The 14876-nt window shown below is 57.6% G+C and carries 14 protein-coding genes; 4 read left to right on the top strand and 10 right to left on the bottom strand.

Translation table 11 applies throughout. The features are described from left to right. Window positions 1-15 precede the first annotated feature (15 nt). The 5 genes from G1C97_RS08820 to G1C97_RS08800 all read right to left on the bottom strand — a co-directional run bounded on the left by G1C97_RS08820 (window position 16) and on the right by G1C97_RS08800 (window position 4702). Window positions 16-1350 carry an App1 family protein gene (locus G1C97_RS08820; RefSeq protein WP_169241492.1) on the bottom strand — a complete coding sequence of 445 codons (1335 nt, stop codon included), beginning with the start codon at window positions 1348-1350 and terminating at the stop codon, window positions 16-18. A 109-nt stretch (window positions 1351-1459) separates the two neighbouring features. After that, complete coding sequence (gcvH, locus tag G1C97_RS08815) at window positions 1460-1864, bottom strand: glycine cleavage system protein GcvH (RefSeq protein WP_169241491.1); 405 nt, start codon at window positions 1862-1864, stop codon at window positions 1460-1462. A gap of 42 nt (window positions 1865-1906) precedes the next feature. Then, window positions 1907-2998 (bottom strand): NAD(+) diphosphatase, encoded by a 1092-nt coding sequence (gene nudC / locus G1C97_RS08810; RefSeq protein ID WP_169241458.1) that lies wholly within the window; start codon window positions 2996-2998, stop codon window positions 1907-1909. Window positions 2999-3050: 52 nt separating this feature from the next. After that, entirely contained in the window at window positions 3051-3896 is an 846-nt protein-coding gene (locus tag G1C97_RS08805; RefSeq protein ID WP_169241457.1) for an alpha/beta fold hydrolase, read from the bottom strand. 173 nt (window positions 3897-4069) lie between these two features. Next, window positions 4070-4702 carry an NUDIX hydrolase family protein gene (locus G1C97_RS08800; protein ID WP_100496785.1) on the bottom strand — a complete coding sequence of 211 codons (633 nt, stop codon included), beginning with the start codon at window positions 4700-4702 and terminating at the stop codon, window positions 4070-4072. A 141-nt stretch (window positions 4703-4843) separates the two neighbouring features. On the opposite strand from G1C97_RS08800, the gene trxA reads away from it, so the two are divergent. The 3 genes from trxA (at window position 4844) to G1C97_RS08785 (ending at window position 7099) form a co-directional block, all read left to right on the top strand. After that, entirely contained in the window at window positions 4844-5200 is a 357-nt protein-coding gene (trxA, locus tag G1C97_RS08795) for a thioredoxin (RefSeq protein WP_169241456.1), read from the top strand. Window positions 5201-5381: 181 nt separating this feature from the next. Next, the gene (locus G1C97_RS08790; RefSeq protein ID WP_169241455.1) at window positions 5382-6386 is read left to right on the top strand and encodes an aggregation-promoting factor C-terminal-like domain-containing protein; all 1005 of its coding nucleotides are present in this window, start codon (window positions 5382-5384) and stop codon (window positions 6384-6386) included. 278 nt (window positions 6387-6664) lie between these two features. After that, a complete protein-coding gene (locus tag G1C97_RS08785) occupies window positions 6665-7099 on the top strand; it encodes a hypothetical protein (RefSeq protein ID WP_169241454.1) in 435 nt (144 codons plus the stop codon). A 111-nt stretch (window positions 7100-7210) separates the two neighbouring features. Here G1C97_RS08785 and G1C97_RS08780 read toward each other — a convergent pair whose 3' ends face one another. From G1C97_RS08780 to rfbB, 5 genes are all read right to left on the bottom strand, one after another. Further along, window positions 7211-8827: a hypothetical protein gene (locus tag G1C97_RS08780; protein ID WP_169241453.1), complete on the bottom strand. Its 1617-nt coding sequence runs from the start codon at window positions 8825-8827 to the stop codon at window positions 7211-7213. 268 nt (window positions 8828-9095) lie between these two features. Then, complete coding sequence (locus G1C97_RS08775; protein ID WP_169241452.1) at window positions 9096-10514, bottom strand: tyrosine-protein kinase domain-containing protein; 1419 nt, start codon at window positions 10512-10514, stop codon at window positions 9096-9098. 216 nt (window positions 10515-10730) lie between these two features. Beyond that, window positions 10731-11633 (bottom strand): glucose-1-phosphate thymidylyltransferase RfbA, encoded by a 903-nt coding sequence (gene rfbA, locus G1C97_RS08770; protein WP_169241451.1) that lies wholly within the window; start codon window positions 11631-11633, stop codon window positions 10731-10733. A gap of 21 nt (window positions 11634-11654) precedes the next feature. Then, window positions 11655-13109: a sugar nucleotide-binding protein gene (locus G1C97_RS08765; RefSeq protein WP_169241450.1), complete on the bottom strand. Its 1455-nt coding sequence runs from the start codon at window positions 13107-13109 to the stop codon at window positions 11655-11657. 160 nt (window positions 13110-13269) lie between these two features. Further along, entirely contained in the window at window positions 13270-14292 is a 1023-nt protein-coding gene (gene rfbB / locus G1C97_RS08760) for a dTDP-glucose 4,6-dehydratase (protein WP_169241449.1), read from the bottom strand. A gap of 264 nt (window positions 14293-14556) precedes the next feature. Between rfbB and G1C97_RS08755 the strand changes: the two genes are divergently transcribed. Further along, entirely contained in the window at window positions 14557-14760 is a 204-nt protein-coding gene (locus G1C97_RS08755) for a P-loop NTPase family protein (RefSeq protein WP_417852226.1), read from the top strand. Window positions 14761-14876: the final 116 nt, after the last annotated feature.

Here is a 14876-nt window from a genome sequence, read left to right as displayed (position 1 = left end):
TCGCCGAACGCAACATCACTGCCCCAGATGGGCTTTCAGGTACGGCAGCATGGTTTTCAGCAGATTCGACCCGGTGGTCCCGGTGAACACCGGCACATCGGTTACCGGAATCGGCTGGGTGGCGGTCACACCTGCCACCGAAGCGATGCCGGTGGATTCTTTCGGACTCAGCTGACGAATCGCTATCGCCAACACACGACCCGGGTAGCGACGTGCGATGGTGGCGTACGTCGTCGGATCTTTCTGTCCATCGTCACCCACGAGAATGAATTTCATGTCCGGGAAGTCGGCCATCAACTGTTCGGCGAACTCCAGCTTGTGCTGCGGACCGGACGGTACGAACGTTTTGGGCCGGGGATCAAGGTCACGCAGCAGCAGCGGCCCTTCAGGGAAGCCGTGATCGGTGATGAAATGCCGAATCGAGCTTTCCACATTCCACGGCGAGGTGGATAGGTAGAAGAACGGTGCGCCGGGGAACAGGTCGGCGATGCGCGTGAACAGCACGCTCATGCCCGGCACCGAAGCTTTCTTCTTGGGGTTGAGGAACAGCAGGTTGTAGGCCGCTTTCCAGAGCACCGGCGCCTGGGTGATCATGATGGTGTCGTCCACATCGGAGATGATGCCCACCTTGGCGCTGGCGGGAATGGTGTACAGATTGGCACTCACCGGCTTGCGGCGGCTCACCCCATACGACACCTGATGGATGCCGGGCGTCAGACGATGCTGCGCCACCAGATCGAGGTATCCGGCCGAATCTGAAATAGCGTATTCGCCGCTGCGGTCCAGCGTACGATCCACTTTGTCGTACACTTCGGAAGTGCCGATCTGCATGGTGTTCAGCGGCATGCCGTCAATGCTGGCTTGCACATGCGTACGCGGCGCGGGTACGGCCAGCATCCCGCGGATGCCGCGGCTGAGCACACCGGACTGCGCATGTTCGGGTGCATATACCGTGCGGCAGATCAGCCGAGAGTAATCGCCGGTGCCATACCCCACGTACGGTTCCACACGCGGGTACCAGCCCCACTGGCGTACCACCTGCGTGGAGATACGCGACCAGACTCCGAATACGTTGGTGATCACGCGACGTGTCAATCTGGTCAGCGGGGGCTTGACTTCGATGCGCTCACGTTTGGAGGGATTATCGAATGTGGTGACGGCTTTGCGCGCGGGGATGGGCACCGTGGGCATGTCATCAAGGCTGTTGCCAACGTTGGCGTCATTGCCGGCCACGTTGCCAGCCACAGCACCTTCGACACCGGTGGCATTGGCAAGCGCCGCACGATGCGCCGCGTCATGCCAGGGCAGATGCTTGCCAGCTGCTTCAAAATCCTCACGTGGGCTTCTCATAGTCACCAATATAAGCCATACGTGTTATGAAACAGTCGCCGATACCCCGGGATTCCCCTGAGAAGAGCCCTCAGGGGAATCCCGGAAATCACACATGATCAGCGCATGCTCAACGAACGATCTTGGCGTACTCCTCGGCGCTCAGCAGATCCGGCTCGTCATCGTCAAGCTCGATCTTCACGATCCATCCCTCGCCGTACGGATCGCCGTTGATGACGGACGGATCGTCCGCCACATCACGGTTCACATACTTGACGGTGCCGGCCACCGGGCTGATCAGCGGCTGGACGGCCTTGGAGGATTCCAGTTCCACAATCTCATCGCCGGCCTCCACGCGGGAACCGGGTTCGGGCAAGTCCACGAATACCAGCTCGCCGAGCTGATCGGCGGCGTATTCGGTGATGCCTACGATGGCAGGATCGACGGAACGGTCCACCCACGCATGCTCTTCGGAGTATTCGAGGTGGTCGGGGATATCGAGGTTCAGCGGCTGTTCGTTGTCGTTTTCGTTCATACGCACCAGACTAACACCGTCAAAGCTCCGCCGGGCTTGCGGCTAGAGCTCGCGGCCGAGCCACTCTTCGATCATATAGCGGGCGATGGTGGCGCGTCCCGGTGCCACCATACGGCCGGAGACCAGTTCGGCGGTGTATTCGTCGCGCGTCACCCAACGGGCGATCATCGTCTCCTCCCCATCCACCTGTATATCGGTGGTGACCGCATGCGCCTTGAACGCCATCATCAGCGAAGCCGGGAACGGCCACGGCTGGGAGCCGAGATATCTCACCTCGCCCAACTGGATGCCGGTCTCCTCCATGGCCTCACGACGGCAAGCGTGTTCGAGGTTCTCCCCCGCTTCCACGAATCCGGCGGACACCGAATACAGTTTCGGGTCTTTCCATGCGGCGTTGTGTTGCAGCAGCAGACGGTCGCGGCCGTCCACGATGGCGGTGATTACCGCGGGCTCCACGCGCGGGAACAGTATTCGATTGCCGTCCGCTTCGTTCGTGCAACGCTGAGCCCAGCCGCCCAACGCAGGGCGTACCGGGGAACCGCACGTGGGGCAGAATCGCTGCCGTGAATGCCAGATGCTCAGCGTGATGGCGCTGGTGGCCTGACCGGCTTCACGAGCGCTGGCGTGCGGCGCGAATCCACGAAGATCAACCCAGTCGAAACGGGTGACGGCCTGTTGCAGCAACGTCGGCTTTGCGGACGGCACTTCCCCGGGCAGACTCACGGTTTCGTCGAACGCGTCGTCGGCACCTGCAGCAGCAGCGGCATCGGTTTGCGATACACGCGTGATATCCACCGCGACTACGGACGCACCACGCGCTCCCGCATACGCGCCCAGGAACATCGCCACCACTTCGGGGTAACGCCTCAGCTCAGCGCTCACATATGCTCCCGGCAGCGTGGCCAGCCGCATTTTGACGTTTTCGTAATCCACCAGATCGCCTTGGCCGCGCGGCACCGCGATACGCCCGCCCCGCGTCAGCACCACTTTGGTGTTCGGATCTGCGAGCAGGTTCTCGATGAGATTCGGCTCGATACGACGATCGACCTGATAATCGATGTCGCCCTGAGCCAACGGCAGAAACGGCAACGCTCGGGTCAGCGCCAGCGGTGAGAAATGAATATCGGCTGCCATATCAGAGCACTCCTTGATTTCGTCAGCGATTTCGTCAGTCTCGTCAGCGTCGTTAGCGTTCCTGCACGCGCCGCACCAAAGCAAGCAACGCCCGCGCCACCGTGTCCGGGTGTTCTACTGCGCTGAAATGCCCGCAATCCGGGATGGCCACGAACTCAGCACCGGCGATGCGCTCCGACAGCGGTTTCATGACGCTCGGATTGCTGGTGGGATCGTTTTCGCCGGAAACCACCACGGTCGGCACGTCAATCGTGCCAGGCACATCGCCCAACTCCGGCCTGCCGTAGGTCATACGCTGTCGCCAAGCCAAGCCAGCGGGATTCTGCTCACTGATCCACCGGCTCATCGTTTCGATGAACGCCGGCGTGCGCTTCACCGTGGAGTCCCCTTCGGCCGGCTGTGCGAAATGCATCACCGGTTCTACGGATTGGGTCTGTTCGGCGGCGTTCGCCATGGTGAGTCGCGCTTCGCCGCCCACGCCGTCCGATGCGGCCATCGTATCGCACAGGGCCAGTCCGCCCACGGCATCGGGGAACAGGCGCTGGATATCCATCGCCACGTAGCCTCCCATCGAAAGCCCGACCCAAATGGCCTTGCTATACCCGGCGGCCTTCACCAAGTCCACGTAGGCCTTGGCCAGACGGTCCAACGCCTCGCTGTAGGCGCCATTCGCCAGTCGAGGGCCGCTGTCGGCATCGCTCGGGACCGGCGAGGCACCCGAACCAGCCATATCCGGGGCCCAGATCGGGAAAGGCGGCACGTCGTCCAGATCGGAAAAGTCGGCGAGCGCTTTCGCGCAGACGTCCCACATGCGATGGTCCACCGGATAGGCGTTCATCAGCACCACCGGCATGCCCTCGCCGTCACGATAGATATGATTGGCCAATTCGATTGCCATGCTCCATCTCCTTGAAGATCGAAGACCATTGTTTGCGTATGTCTTTTGCGCATGTCCCTTGCATACGTCTTTTGCGTATGTCTCTTGCCACTTCTGGTATGAGGCCGACACGAACCTGATGCGAGCTCGATACACGACGTATCAGCTCGCAATCGGATATCTCGACATCTACTTCAGATACCCGCCCAGGCCAGCGCCTGCCGCACAATACGATCGTGGCCGTTGCTCATCTGGTTGATGAAAGTCTCCATCATGTCGCTTCGAGGGGCCACCCATTCCACGTCCAATGTCTCATCCTGCGGCTTGCAGTCGCCGCCGATGGCCACCACGTAGCACAGTGCGATGGCGTGCTGGCGCGGATCGTAATATTCGCTCAATCCCGGCGTGGGGAAGAATTCAGCCACGGTGAACGGGTGGAGCGAGGCCGGCAGCAGCGGCAATGCGATGTCGCCCAGATCCTTGGCGATATTGCGGGCGATGGCCTCGCGCAACGTCTCGTGGAACAGTACGCGCCCGGTAATCAAGGTGCGCTCTATGGATCCGTCGTCCGACACTCGCAGCAGCGATCCCACTTGGGCGATGCGGCCCAGCTCATCGGTGCGCACCGGCACGATCTCCACGTAAGCGATCGGCATCTGATGGCGCGCCCGGTTGATGTCCGCAGGTCCAAGCCATCCCGGCGGGTTGCCGTGCCCGGCCCCACCGCCGTGGATGAAGTCCTCGGGCGTGATGTTGTCGAATTCCCCGCGCTTGCGGTCGGCGTCGAAATCGCCCTCGTCGGGCACTTCATCATTCATGACTGGCATGTGTCCCATTATCGCGCGTGAATGCGTTTCCTGTGTCACCTTCCAGCGAAATCTGGGCAAATGTTGGGTGGTGCTGGAAAGCTGGTGTGCATCCGATAGGAAGATCGTTTACTGGAGATTGTCTACTGCAAGGAGAGAACCATGGCCACCACTGCCATCACGTCTGCTGATTTCGAGAAAATCGTCACTGATCACGATATCGTGTTTGTGGATTTCTGGGCTACTTGGTGCGGCCCGTGCCGCGCGTTCGGCCCGATTTTCGAAGCCGCTTCCGATAAACCGGAGAACGCGGACATCGCGTTCACGAAGGTGGATATCGACGCGAATCAGGATCTGGCTCAGGCCGCCGGCATTCAGGCTGTGCCTACGCTGATGATCGTCAAGCAGGGTCAGGTGGTCTTTCAGCAGGCTGGAGCATTGCAGGCTTCCGATCTGGATGATCTGATCGCTCAGGCCAAAGCTCTCGATCTGAGCGCCGCAAACGGAACGGCCGCCTGATTATCCGGCGTTTTCGCCGATATCCGCTGACTTTTCGGCACTTTTTCGGCGCGTCATCTGCCCGCTCTTTGCCGTCTATTTCACGGTCTATCATAGGGTGTGATGTGTGTAAGGAATTCGTGTACACAACGTTGTGATTGTGCGTGTACATGGATTTATGTGCGATCAATCAAGGAGCGCAATGACTAAACACGGCAAGCGTACCCCCCTCATCAAGTCCCTGCTGAGCAGTCAGCAGACGGCGAAGGTGGCGGCATTGGTGGCCGCCGCAGGGTTGATTACTGCTGCCGGCGTGGTGTCCCGCAACTTTTACCAGTCGGATTCCACGGCCCCCATCAACACCGTCACCGCTTTTTCCGCCACTGATTCGGCCGCCTCGCGTTCCGCCGCTCGCGGCGCGATCAACAGTGCGGATAAGAACACCACATTCGTCACGGTGAAAATCAACGGTGATTCGCGCGTGGTGCTCGGTGAAAAGCCGGATATGACCACCGTCAAGGATGTGCTGGAAACCGGCAATATCACGTTGGATCCGAGCGATTCGGTCTCCCCGGCGCTGGATTCCAAAGTTACCGAGGCTACGGTGATCACCATTGATCGCGCCAATGCCGATGTGGAGACCACGGAAACGGAAATCGCTTTCAATGAGGTCCGCAAGGAAACCAGCGATCTGCCGAAGGGACAGGAGAAGGTGGAGACCGAAGGCCAGAACGGTATTCTGGAAACCACTGCTTTGGTGACCAAGGCCGGCGATAAGGTCGTGTCCTCCAATGTGTTCGCATCGTGGGTCAAACAGGCTCCGGTCGACAAGGTGATTTTGGTGGGTACGGCTACGTCGTCTTCCTCGTCATCGTCGTCCGCTTCGCTTGGCACTACGACGCCAGCTGGTGAAATTCAGTCGTGGGCGCATCAGTATTTGCTGTCCAATGGGTACAGCGAAGAAGATTTCACCGCCGCGAACTACATCATCAGCCACGAATCCGGCTGGAGCCCCACGGCGACCAACCCCACATCCGGCGCCTACGGATTGGCTCAGGCTTACCCGGGCAGCAAGATGGTTTCCGCCGGCGCTGATTGGCAGACCAACTATAAGACCCAGTTCAAGTGGTTCGTGGACTATTGCAACCAGCGTTACGGCGGCATTGTGCAGGCGTACAACCACTGGATGACGTATAAGAACTACTGATTTTTGATCTCTGACTTCTCCGGGTTCGATTCATCAGGATTCGTCAGGTACAATAAAGTCCTTTTCGTGAATAAGATTCACGAAAAGGACTTTTTGCATTGCACTGTATGCGCGGTTCTTTTATAGAATATCTTGAATCAAATCTTACGTTTTATTGTCGGTTTTCATTCGATAATTGCCTGATCATATCTCCATAATTGCATTTGCATTATTCAGTTATTATTCGTTAGAATAGCCAAGGAGAATACATATATTATTCGACTATTAAGGAGATCATTATGGCTTCCTTGCTGCAGGGATTTGAAGAGGTCCGTTTGGTCAAGCCGGTGGGCAAAACTGTTATGACGGTGACCGATTCGATTGTTCGTTTCAACAAGGCCACCGTTGAAGTGCTTGGTTTCCCGCCGTTCGTCAAGGTGCTGATCAACGAGAAGACCAAGCAAATCGCTATTGCCCCCGCTTCGGATAAGTCCGATAACGCAGTAAAGTTCAGCAAGGCCGAGGGCAAGCAGACCGCTTCCGTGAGCATTAAGGATCCGGTGATTGTGGAGGCTGTGAAGGCCTATTTCACGCTGGCCGAAGCTCCGGAAGGTGAAGTGGCTTACGCTTCCGTCAACGGTGCCGCCTACCCGGAAAACAAGACCGTGATCTTCGATGTGGACAATGCCACCGCCGGCACGATGAAGCGCCGCGGCCGCAAGAAGACCGCCTGATTGGTATCGATTTTCGGTTTATATAAAGAAATGTCCTGCACCACTTTGCTGCGGTGCAGGACATTTCTTATGTGATATGCATACGACTTTTAATTCTATACATATCCAAAATCATTCAGTCTCTTCGCTTTCGCTACCGGTTCCAGTTCCAGAGCCATTAGAGCCTGAGTTATCGCCGGAGTTACCACTAGAGTTACCACCAGAGCTACCACCGTTACTACCATTACTGCCCGAGTTACTTCCGGAGTTACTACCACCATTACCTCCAGAATTACCACCAGAGTTACTTCCGGAATTGCCACTACCGTTACTACCCGAGTTATCGCCAGAGTTACCACCAGAATTACCACCAGTATCGTCGCCTAAGGCACCGCCGGTGTTGCCGCCCGTCAAACCACCGTTGTAATAACCGGTATCAGGCTGCGCCTGAGCTGCGGCCTGCTGCTGGGCGGTGTATGCGGCCATGGACGCGTTGACGGCGTCAATATCCGTGTTCAGCGTGGTCACTGCGGCCTGCATCGCCTTGACATCGGTGGACTTGTTGGCCAGCACATCGTTGGCTGCATCGACGTCAGCGCTCAGCGTGGTACGCGTGGTGTCGTCCGCCACGGCGTACAGGCTGGAATCCAGCAACGTCTGCGCCTCGGTGATCTTGTCTTGCAGAGACTGCTTGGCGTCGTTCACATCCTTGGCGTTCTTGCTGTCCGTAACGGCCTTGGCGGCGGCGGTGATCGCCTGAGCATTGCTTTCCGCAGTCTTGCTCTGCGTAGTAGCCGTCTTCGCGTATTCCTTTAGGTTCGTCGTAGACGCGGATGCCTTGCACTCGATGGTTTCAGCATCCTTCACTGCAGAGACCGCCTTTTTCAGCGCGGTTACGGTAGCACCGTCCGCCACTTGATCGGACTTGATGGCCTGAGCGCTCTTCGCGTTGGAAAGCACCTTGGTCAAAGCCTCCTGCGCCGCAGAGTATTCATCCACCGCCTTTTCGCATTGCGCCAGTGCGGCACTGTGCAGACGCCGGGCTTCCTGACGCTGATCATCGGTACGCCAGTAATAAATACCGCCTACGATCGCCGCTATCACGGCCACAACTGCGATCACTGAGATAGCGATGATCTTGCCTTTGCCATTTCCCTTCTCGGCACGAGCGCCACCGGCATTCTCGTGCTTCGGCTCCTCCACCGGTTCCGGATTGTGTTCGATGGCGCTGAAGTCGATATTCAAATCGTCGTGTTCATTGCTCTTGGACGTATCAGACGACGGCTTATCGACCGGTGTGAACAAAGGCAGCGTCTGCCCGGCGGAAGCAGAAGACTGTGCATCAGCCGATGGCACGCTCGGCATCGCCATCGTCGCGGTTGGAGCATCGGGCTGCGTTGCCGCATGAGCATCCGGGAAAGTACCAAGCACCGCAGTTTCGGCGTTGTCGGCCGAGGACTTTGCCGATGATGCGGAGGAATTGGCGGTAGGCCACTGCAGCACGTCATCGAACGAGGGGAACGACAGACCGGCGTTTTCGTCGACGTTCAGTGCATTCGTACCGTCATGCAATCCCTTCAGCGTGCTCTGAGCTTCGCTATCGGTGGTAGCAGACGCACCAGCGTTACCAGATTCAGAGGGAAATTCGATTGGCGGAATGTCCCAGAAGGTGTCAACGATGTCTCCGCTCGCGGGCGTTGCGGGAGAACCTGCGTCCAGCTTCGGTTCAGGACGTCCCTCTGTTCCCATATCTTTCATTCCTTTGCAACTCACTCAAACTCACACGCACCGGTAACGGCGCGTCCCAGCCTTATTCCAGTCTGTCTATCGAACTGCGTATCAAGACCGTACCAAAGGGCTAGTCTATCCAGACCCGTTGCCATAACGAACCAATTGTCCGCAAGACTCCATATTTCTTTACCAATAGTTGAACTGACAACGGAAAAAACAAAACATGCCGGCTATGGATTCATATCCACAACCGGCACGTTCAATGAGATTCTTCAGTTAGAGAAGATCACTTCTTACGAGAGCGGCTCTCCTTGCGGGAGGAACGCTTGTTGCCGTCCTCGTAATAGTAGTAGTAATAGTTCTTCGAATGAATCTTCTTCGGATCGGCGAAGTTGAAGATGAAGCCCAGAATCGGCACTTCGGCGGTCTTCAGCGCCTGCGCGGTGCCTTCCAGCTCCTTCTTCTCCACAACGCCCTTGCCGGTTACCAGCACCAGGCCGCCGGCCATACGGCCGAACACGGTGGCGTCGCTGGCCACGGACAGCGGTGCAGTATCGATGATCACGTAGTTGTACTGGGTGAGCGCCTGTTCCACCATCTCCTTCATGATGTCGGAGTTGAGCAGAATGCTGGCGTTGGCCGGACGCTTGCCGGCAGGCATGATGTGCAGGTTCTGCTTCCAGTACTTCTGGATGACGTCCGCCGGAGAAGCCTGACGGGACAGCACGTGGGACAGACCCACATGGCCTTCGATGCCGAGCTTGTGTGCCACGGACGGGTGACGAAGATCGGCGTCGATAAGCAGTACGCTCTTGCCTTCCTCGGCCAGTGCCACAGCCACGTTGGAGGAGACGGTGGTCTTGCCTTCGGACGGGTCGGTGGAGGTGATGACCAGCAGACGGCCACGATCGTTGGTGGCGGTGGTGGTGAGGAAGGAGAGGTTGGTACGGATGCGACGGAACTCTTCGGCCTCGCTGCCGGCGGGCTGAGCGACCACCACAGGGCGGCTGTCGTCAAGAATCGTTGCGGACGGCACGGTACCCAGCGAAGAAGCGTGGGTAATTTCACGCACGTCGTCGGTCGTATCGACCTTGGTGTTCAGGATGTCCTTGAGCAGGGCGACGCCCACGGCCACAATCACACCCAGCACCAGACCGGCGGCCAGATACAGCGGGATGTTCGGGGAGCTCTGGCCGGTCGGCACCTGAGCCTTCTGCACTACGGAAAGCTTAATCGGCGACTTGCCGCCGTCCGTGCTGTACAGATCGGAGGAGATCTGGTTGGAAAGGTTCTTGGCCACGCTGTTGGCGATGTCGGCAGCCTGCTGCGGATCACCCACCTCAGCGGAGATATCCACCATGAACGTGTTCGTCGGGTTGGTGGCGGTCACCACATTGGCCAGATCGGCGGTGGTCATGTCGAGACCAAGATCGTTGATCACCGGCTGCAGCACCGATTCGGTCTTGACCAGTTCCGGATAGGTCTTGATCTGGGTGTTCAGGTAGTTGGTACCGGAGCTCATGTCGTTCGTGGACTGCTCCTGCCCGGACTGGCCGGTATACGTAGCGAACACTTCAGCGGTGGCCGTGTACTTGGGCGGCATAATGAACGTGACTGCAGCGACAGCGGCGAACACCACCACAAAGGAAATAATCGCAGATACCAAATGCTTGCGTAAAATCTGCAGCAAATCAGCGATGGTCAATGGTCTTCCCTAACTCTTCGGAAAAAATCTCACATATAGTTCAACAGACTAATACCACCCCGCGAGTTTTAGAGAGACGAGGAGCGGGGTCGTAGCTGCATTCGGTCTTTAAAAAAACTTTCTAATACGACAATGACGCGGCCACGTCTACATTCGACGTTAGCCGCGTCATTCATCAATCAGCTAAGCTGAGAGCCACAGCTCATCGGCGTCACATCAGTACTGGTTGGGAATCAGCACCACCTTGCCGTCGGCCACATCCTTCAGATGCTTGCCATACGGGCTCTTACCGTAACGCTCAGCGGACTCCAGCAGCTCATCGCGGTTAATCCAACCGTTCTGGTAAGCGATCTCCTCAACCACCGCAATCGGCAAGCCCTGCGCGCGCTGCACGGTACGCACGAATTCACCTGCCTCATACAGGGAATCCATGGTGCCCGTATCCAACCATGCGTAACCGCGGCCCAACGTACGCACATTCAGCGAACCGGCTTCCAAATACATCTTGTTCAAATCGGTGATTTCCAGCTCACCACGGGCGGAAGGCTTGACCTGCTTGGCAAACTCGGTCACGCGCTCATCGTAGAAGTACAGGCCGGTCACCGCGTAATTCGACTTCGGCACCGCCGGCTTCTCTTCAATGGACACGGCCTTCTTGTTCGCGTCAAACTCCACTACGCCATAGCGTTCCGGATCGTCCACATAGTAGCCGAACACGCTCGCGCCTTCACCGTCTTCGGCCTTGGCCACAGCCTTGCGCAACGTGTTGCCCAGACCGTTGCCGTAGAAGATGTTGTCGCCCAGTACCAGCGCACACGGCTCGCCATCGATGAACTCTTCGCCGAGCAGGAACGCCTGTGCCAGACCGTCCGGCGAAGGCTGCACCTTGTAGGAGAAGTTCACACCGTAATGAGAACCATCACCTAGCAGGCGCTCGAAGTTCGGCAGGTCTTTCGGCGTGGAGATGATAAGGATGTCTCGAATACCGGCCAGCATGAGCACGCTCAGCGGGTAGTAGATCATCGGCTTGTCATACACCGGCAGCAGCTGCTTGGAGGTCACCGTGGTCAACGGGTAGAGACGAGTGCCCGAGCCTCCCGCAAGAATAATGCCCTTCATTGCCTGTTCTCCTTACTTGGCTTACTTGGCCAGTTCTTGGGCCACATACGTCTTGAGCGTCTCCTCCCAGTCGGCAGGCGTGTAGCCGGCCTCGCTGATCTTGGTCAGATCAAGCGCGGAGTGGGTCGGGCGCGGGCTGACCGGAGCCTTGGCGTTGGCGAAGTACTCTGCGGTGCTAATCGGCTTGACTTTGTCTCCGTTGCCGTTGGTCTGCTCGAACACGGCAGCGGCAATGTCCGCCCAGGACTTCACGGCACCGGATCCAGTCAGGTTGTACGTACCATACGGAGCGCGGGAGTCCAGCAGATGGAAGATCGCTTCGGCCATATCGCGCGTGAAGGTGAGGCGGCCGTACTGATCGTCCACCACGGTCACCTGATTCAGACCATCATTCGGATCGGCTACCTTGTTGGACAGCATCATCATGGTCTTGACGAAGTTATGGCCTTCGCCAATTACCCAGCTGGAGCGCAGAATGTAATGCTCCGGCGCATTGGCCACGGCGATGTCGCCGGCGGCCTTAGTCTGACCGTACACGCCCAGCGGCGCGAACGCCTCGGTTTCCGTATGTTCCTCAGCAGTTCCGTCGAACACGTAATCAGAGCTGACATGCACCAGCGTGATGTGGTGGTCTTTGGCTACCTTCGCCAGCAGCGCCGGCCCCTGAGCGTTTGCCTTCCACGCGATCGGACGGCCTTCAGCGGTTTCGGCCTTGTCCACAGCCGTGTAGGCACCGGCATTGATGATCGTGCCGTACAGGCTCCAGTCGTATTTGCTGTATGCAGCAGGATCAGAGAAATCAAATTCATCGATATCGGTGTATTCGAAGCCTTCAAGGTTGTGCGCCTCGGCATATGCACGGATCGCGTGGCCAAGCTGGCCGTTGCAGCCGGTCACCAGCGTGCGCTTGGAAGCCATGGGCTTGGCGTCCTTGAGTATCGGATGGTGGAGGTCGGCTTCGGAGCGCTCGGATTCTTCCAGCGGGATCGGCCACTGAATGTTGAGTTCCGGGTCGGCGAGGTTCACGAACGTATAAGTTTTCTTCTGTTCCAGACTCCAATGCGCGTTCACCAGATAGGTGTACACGGTGCCGTCCTGCAGCGCCTGGAAGCTGTTGCCCACGCCGCGCGGCACGTAAATTGCTTTGCTCGGGTCAAGACGGGTGGTGAACACCTGACCGAAGCTCTCCCCCGGACGAAGATCCACCCATGCGCCGAAGATCTCTCCTGCGGCGATGGAGATGTACTTGTCCCAAGGCTCGGCATGAATGCCACGGGTCACGCCTTTGGTAGCGTTAAAGCTGATGTTGTTCTGAACCGGGCCGAAATCCGGCAGGCCCAGCGCGGTCATCTTGGCACGCTGCCAGTTCTCCTTGAACCAACCACGGTTATCGCCATGGACCGGCAGATCGAACACCAGAAGGCCCGGGATATTGGTCTCTGTGACCTTGAGTTCCTTTTCGAAATCAAACGACATAATTATTGTCCTTATATATAAGGTATTCGTATTCGGTTGCTCTTAGCTTGTTCCCTGATTTGAGGGAGAGGATGTGCCCGCGATAAGGCATCGGCATGGTTGACCAGTAAAATTGATTGAGGGGAGCCAGTCCAATTCGGACGCCACTCCCCTCAATAGTTCACTGTCCCTGCTGCTTGTACTTGGCTTCGGTAGCGGCCTTGGCAGGCTCCCACCAATCACGGTTGTCGGTGTACCAAGCGATGGTCTGTTCCAAACCCTTCTGGAAGTCGGTATGAGTGGGCTTCCAACCGAGTTCGGTCTGCAACTTGGTCGAGTCGATTGCGTAACGGCGATCGTGGCCCGGACGGTCCTTGACCCAGTCGAAATCGTCGGGGCTCTTGCCCATTACGGTCAGGATGTCGCGCAGAACGGTCAGGTTGTTGCGCTCGCCGTTCGCGCCGATCAGATACGTCTCGCCGATGCGGCCCTTGGTCAGGATGGTCCACACGCCGGTGGAGTGGTCGTCGGTGTGAATCCAGTCGCGCACGTTGGAGCCGTTACCGTACAGCTTCGGCTTGAGGCCCTCCAGAATATTCGTGATCTGGCGCGGGATGAACTTCTCCACATGCTGGTAGGGGCCGTAGTTGTTGGAGCAGTTGGAGATCGTGGCGCGGATGCCGAAGGTGCGGTGCCACGCGCGCACCAGCAGGTCGGAGCTGGCCTTGGTGGAGCTGTACGGGCTGGAAGGATGGTATGGGGTCTCTTCGGTGAACTTGGCCGGATCGTCCAGAGCGAGGTCGCCATAGACTTCGTCGGTGGAGACGTGATGGTAGCGCACGTCGTACTTGCGGGCGGCTTCCAGCAGGCGGAAGGTGCCCTCGACGTTGGTCTTGAGGAACGGTTCCGGGTTGGCGATGGAGTTGTCATTGTGGGATTCGGCGGCGTAATGCACGATCGCGTCGTGGCCGGGCACGATCTTGTCGAGCAGCTCGGCGTCGCAGATGTTGCCGTGCACGAACTCCACTCGGTCGCCCAGAATGGACTTGATGTTTTCCAGATTGCCGGCGTAGGTCAGCGCGTCCAACACCGTGATATGCACATCCGGGTGGTTGTTATAGACATAATGGACAAAGTTGGAACCGATGAAGCCACAGCCACCGGTCACAATGATGTTGTGTGGAGTGAAAAGTTCTTCAGCCATGGTTCTTTATATTACTGTAGCCTGTGCCCTGCGGCGAATGGGGGCGACATCGAAGATTTAGAAACTTTTAGATTGTTTTAGAACTTTTAGATTGTTTTAGAACTTCTTAGATTCTTTTAGAATCTTGCTACAATGGGCAAGCAACGTCGCACTACGCAACATATGTATTAACTTAGTCTCTGGAGTATCATGCTGAGCACAAGAATCAATCCTTTCAAGCCAAGCGCAGGACATTTACCTCCGGTGCTTATTGGAAGAGACATTGTGCTCGATGATTTTGAAGAGGGACTCGATAATGGATCGGGAGCACCTGGACGACTTATGCGTGTAACCGGCGCACGCGGCGTGGGCAAAACAGTAATACTTGCCGAGTTCCGGCGTATGGCGGAACGCCGAGGTTGGCAGACCATCAGCGAGACCGCATCGAATGGCATGGCTCAGCGTCTACTGGATAAACGGGTTAAGTAAAGAAACGTGGGTCTTATCCGCGCGTGTCATCGCGTGGCGTGGATTATTTTGAGCGTCCTGCCCATCCTTTTCTGATGCCGAATCCGTTCTCGTAGGCATCGATGCCGACGGCCGGC

Source organism: Bifidobacterium olomucense (assembly GCF_012932375.1).
GTDB classification, from domain to species: Bacteria; Actinomycetota; Actinomycetes; order Actinomycetales; family Bifidobacteriaceae; genus Bifidobacterium; species Bifidobacterium olomucense.
The sequence above is the reverse complement of the archived record's forward strand: the minus strand, read 5'-3'. Positions and strand labels throughout refer to the sequence as shown.

Excerpts from the sequence above, each read along its gene's own strand:
- G1C97_RS08790 (WP_169241455.1), top strand. The coding sequence starts at position 5,382 with ATGACTAAACACGGCAAGCGTACCCCCCTCATCAAGTCCCTGCTGAGC.
- G1C97_RS08785 (WP_169241454.1), top strand. The coding sequence starts at position 6,665 with ATGGCTTCCTTGCTGCAGGGATTTGAAGAGGTCCGTTTGGTCAAGCCG.
- G1C97_RS08805 (WP_169241457.1), bottom strand. The coding sequence starts at position 3,896 with ATGGCAATCGAATTGGCCAATCATATCTATCGTGACGGCGAGGGCATG.
- trxA (WP_169241456.1), top strand. The coding sequence starts at position 4,844 with ATGGCCACCACTGCCATCACGTCTGCTGATTTCGAGAAAATCGTCACT.
- rfbA (WP_169241451.1), bottom strand. The coding sequence starts at position 11,633 with ATGAAGGGCATTATTCTTGCGGGAGGCTCGGGCACTCGTCTCTACCCG.
- G1C97_RS08780 (WP_169241453.1), bottom strand. The coding sequence starts at position 8,827 with ATGGGAACAGAGGGACGTCCTGAACCGAAGCTGGACGCAGGTTCTCCC.
- G1C97_RS08820 (WP_169241492.1), bottom strand. The coding sequence starts at position 1,350 with ATGAGAAGCCCACGTGAGGATTTTGAAGCAGCTGGCAAGCATCTGCCC.
- G1C97_RS08800 (WP_100496785.1), bottom strand. The coding sequence starts at position 4,702 with ATGCCAGTCATGAATGATGAAGTGCCCGACGAGGGCGATTTCGACGCC.
- G1C97_RS08765 (WP_169241450.1), bottom strand. The coding sequence starts at position 13,109 with ATGTCGTTTGATTTCGAAAAGGAACTCAAGGTCACAGAGACCAATATC.
- nudC (WP_169241458.1), bottom strand. The coding sequence starts at position 2,998 with ATGGCAGCCGATATTCATTTCTCACCGCTGGCGCTGACCCGAGCGTTG.
- rfbB (WP_169241449.1), bottom strand. The coding sequence starts at position 14,292 with ATGGCTGAAGAACTTTTCACTCCACACAACATCATTGTGACCGGTGGC.
- gcvH (WP_169241491.1), bottom strand. The coding sequence starts at position 1,864 with ATGAACGAAAACGACAACGAACAGCCGCTGAACCTCGATATCCCCGAC.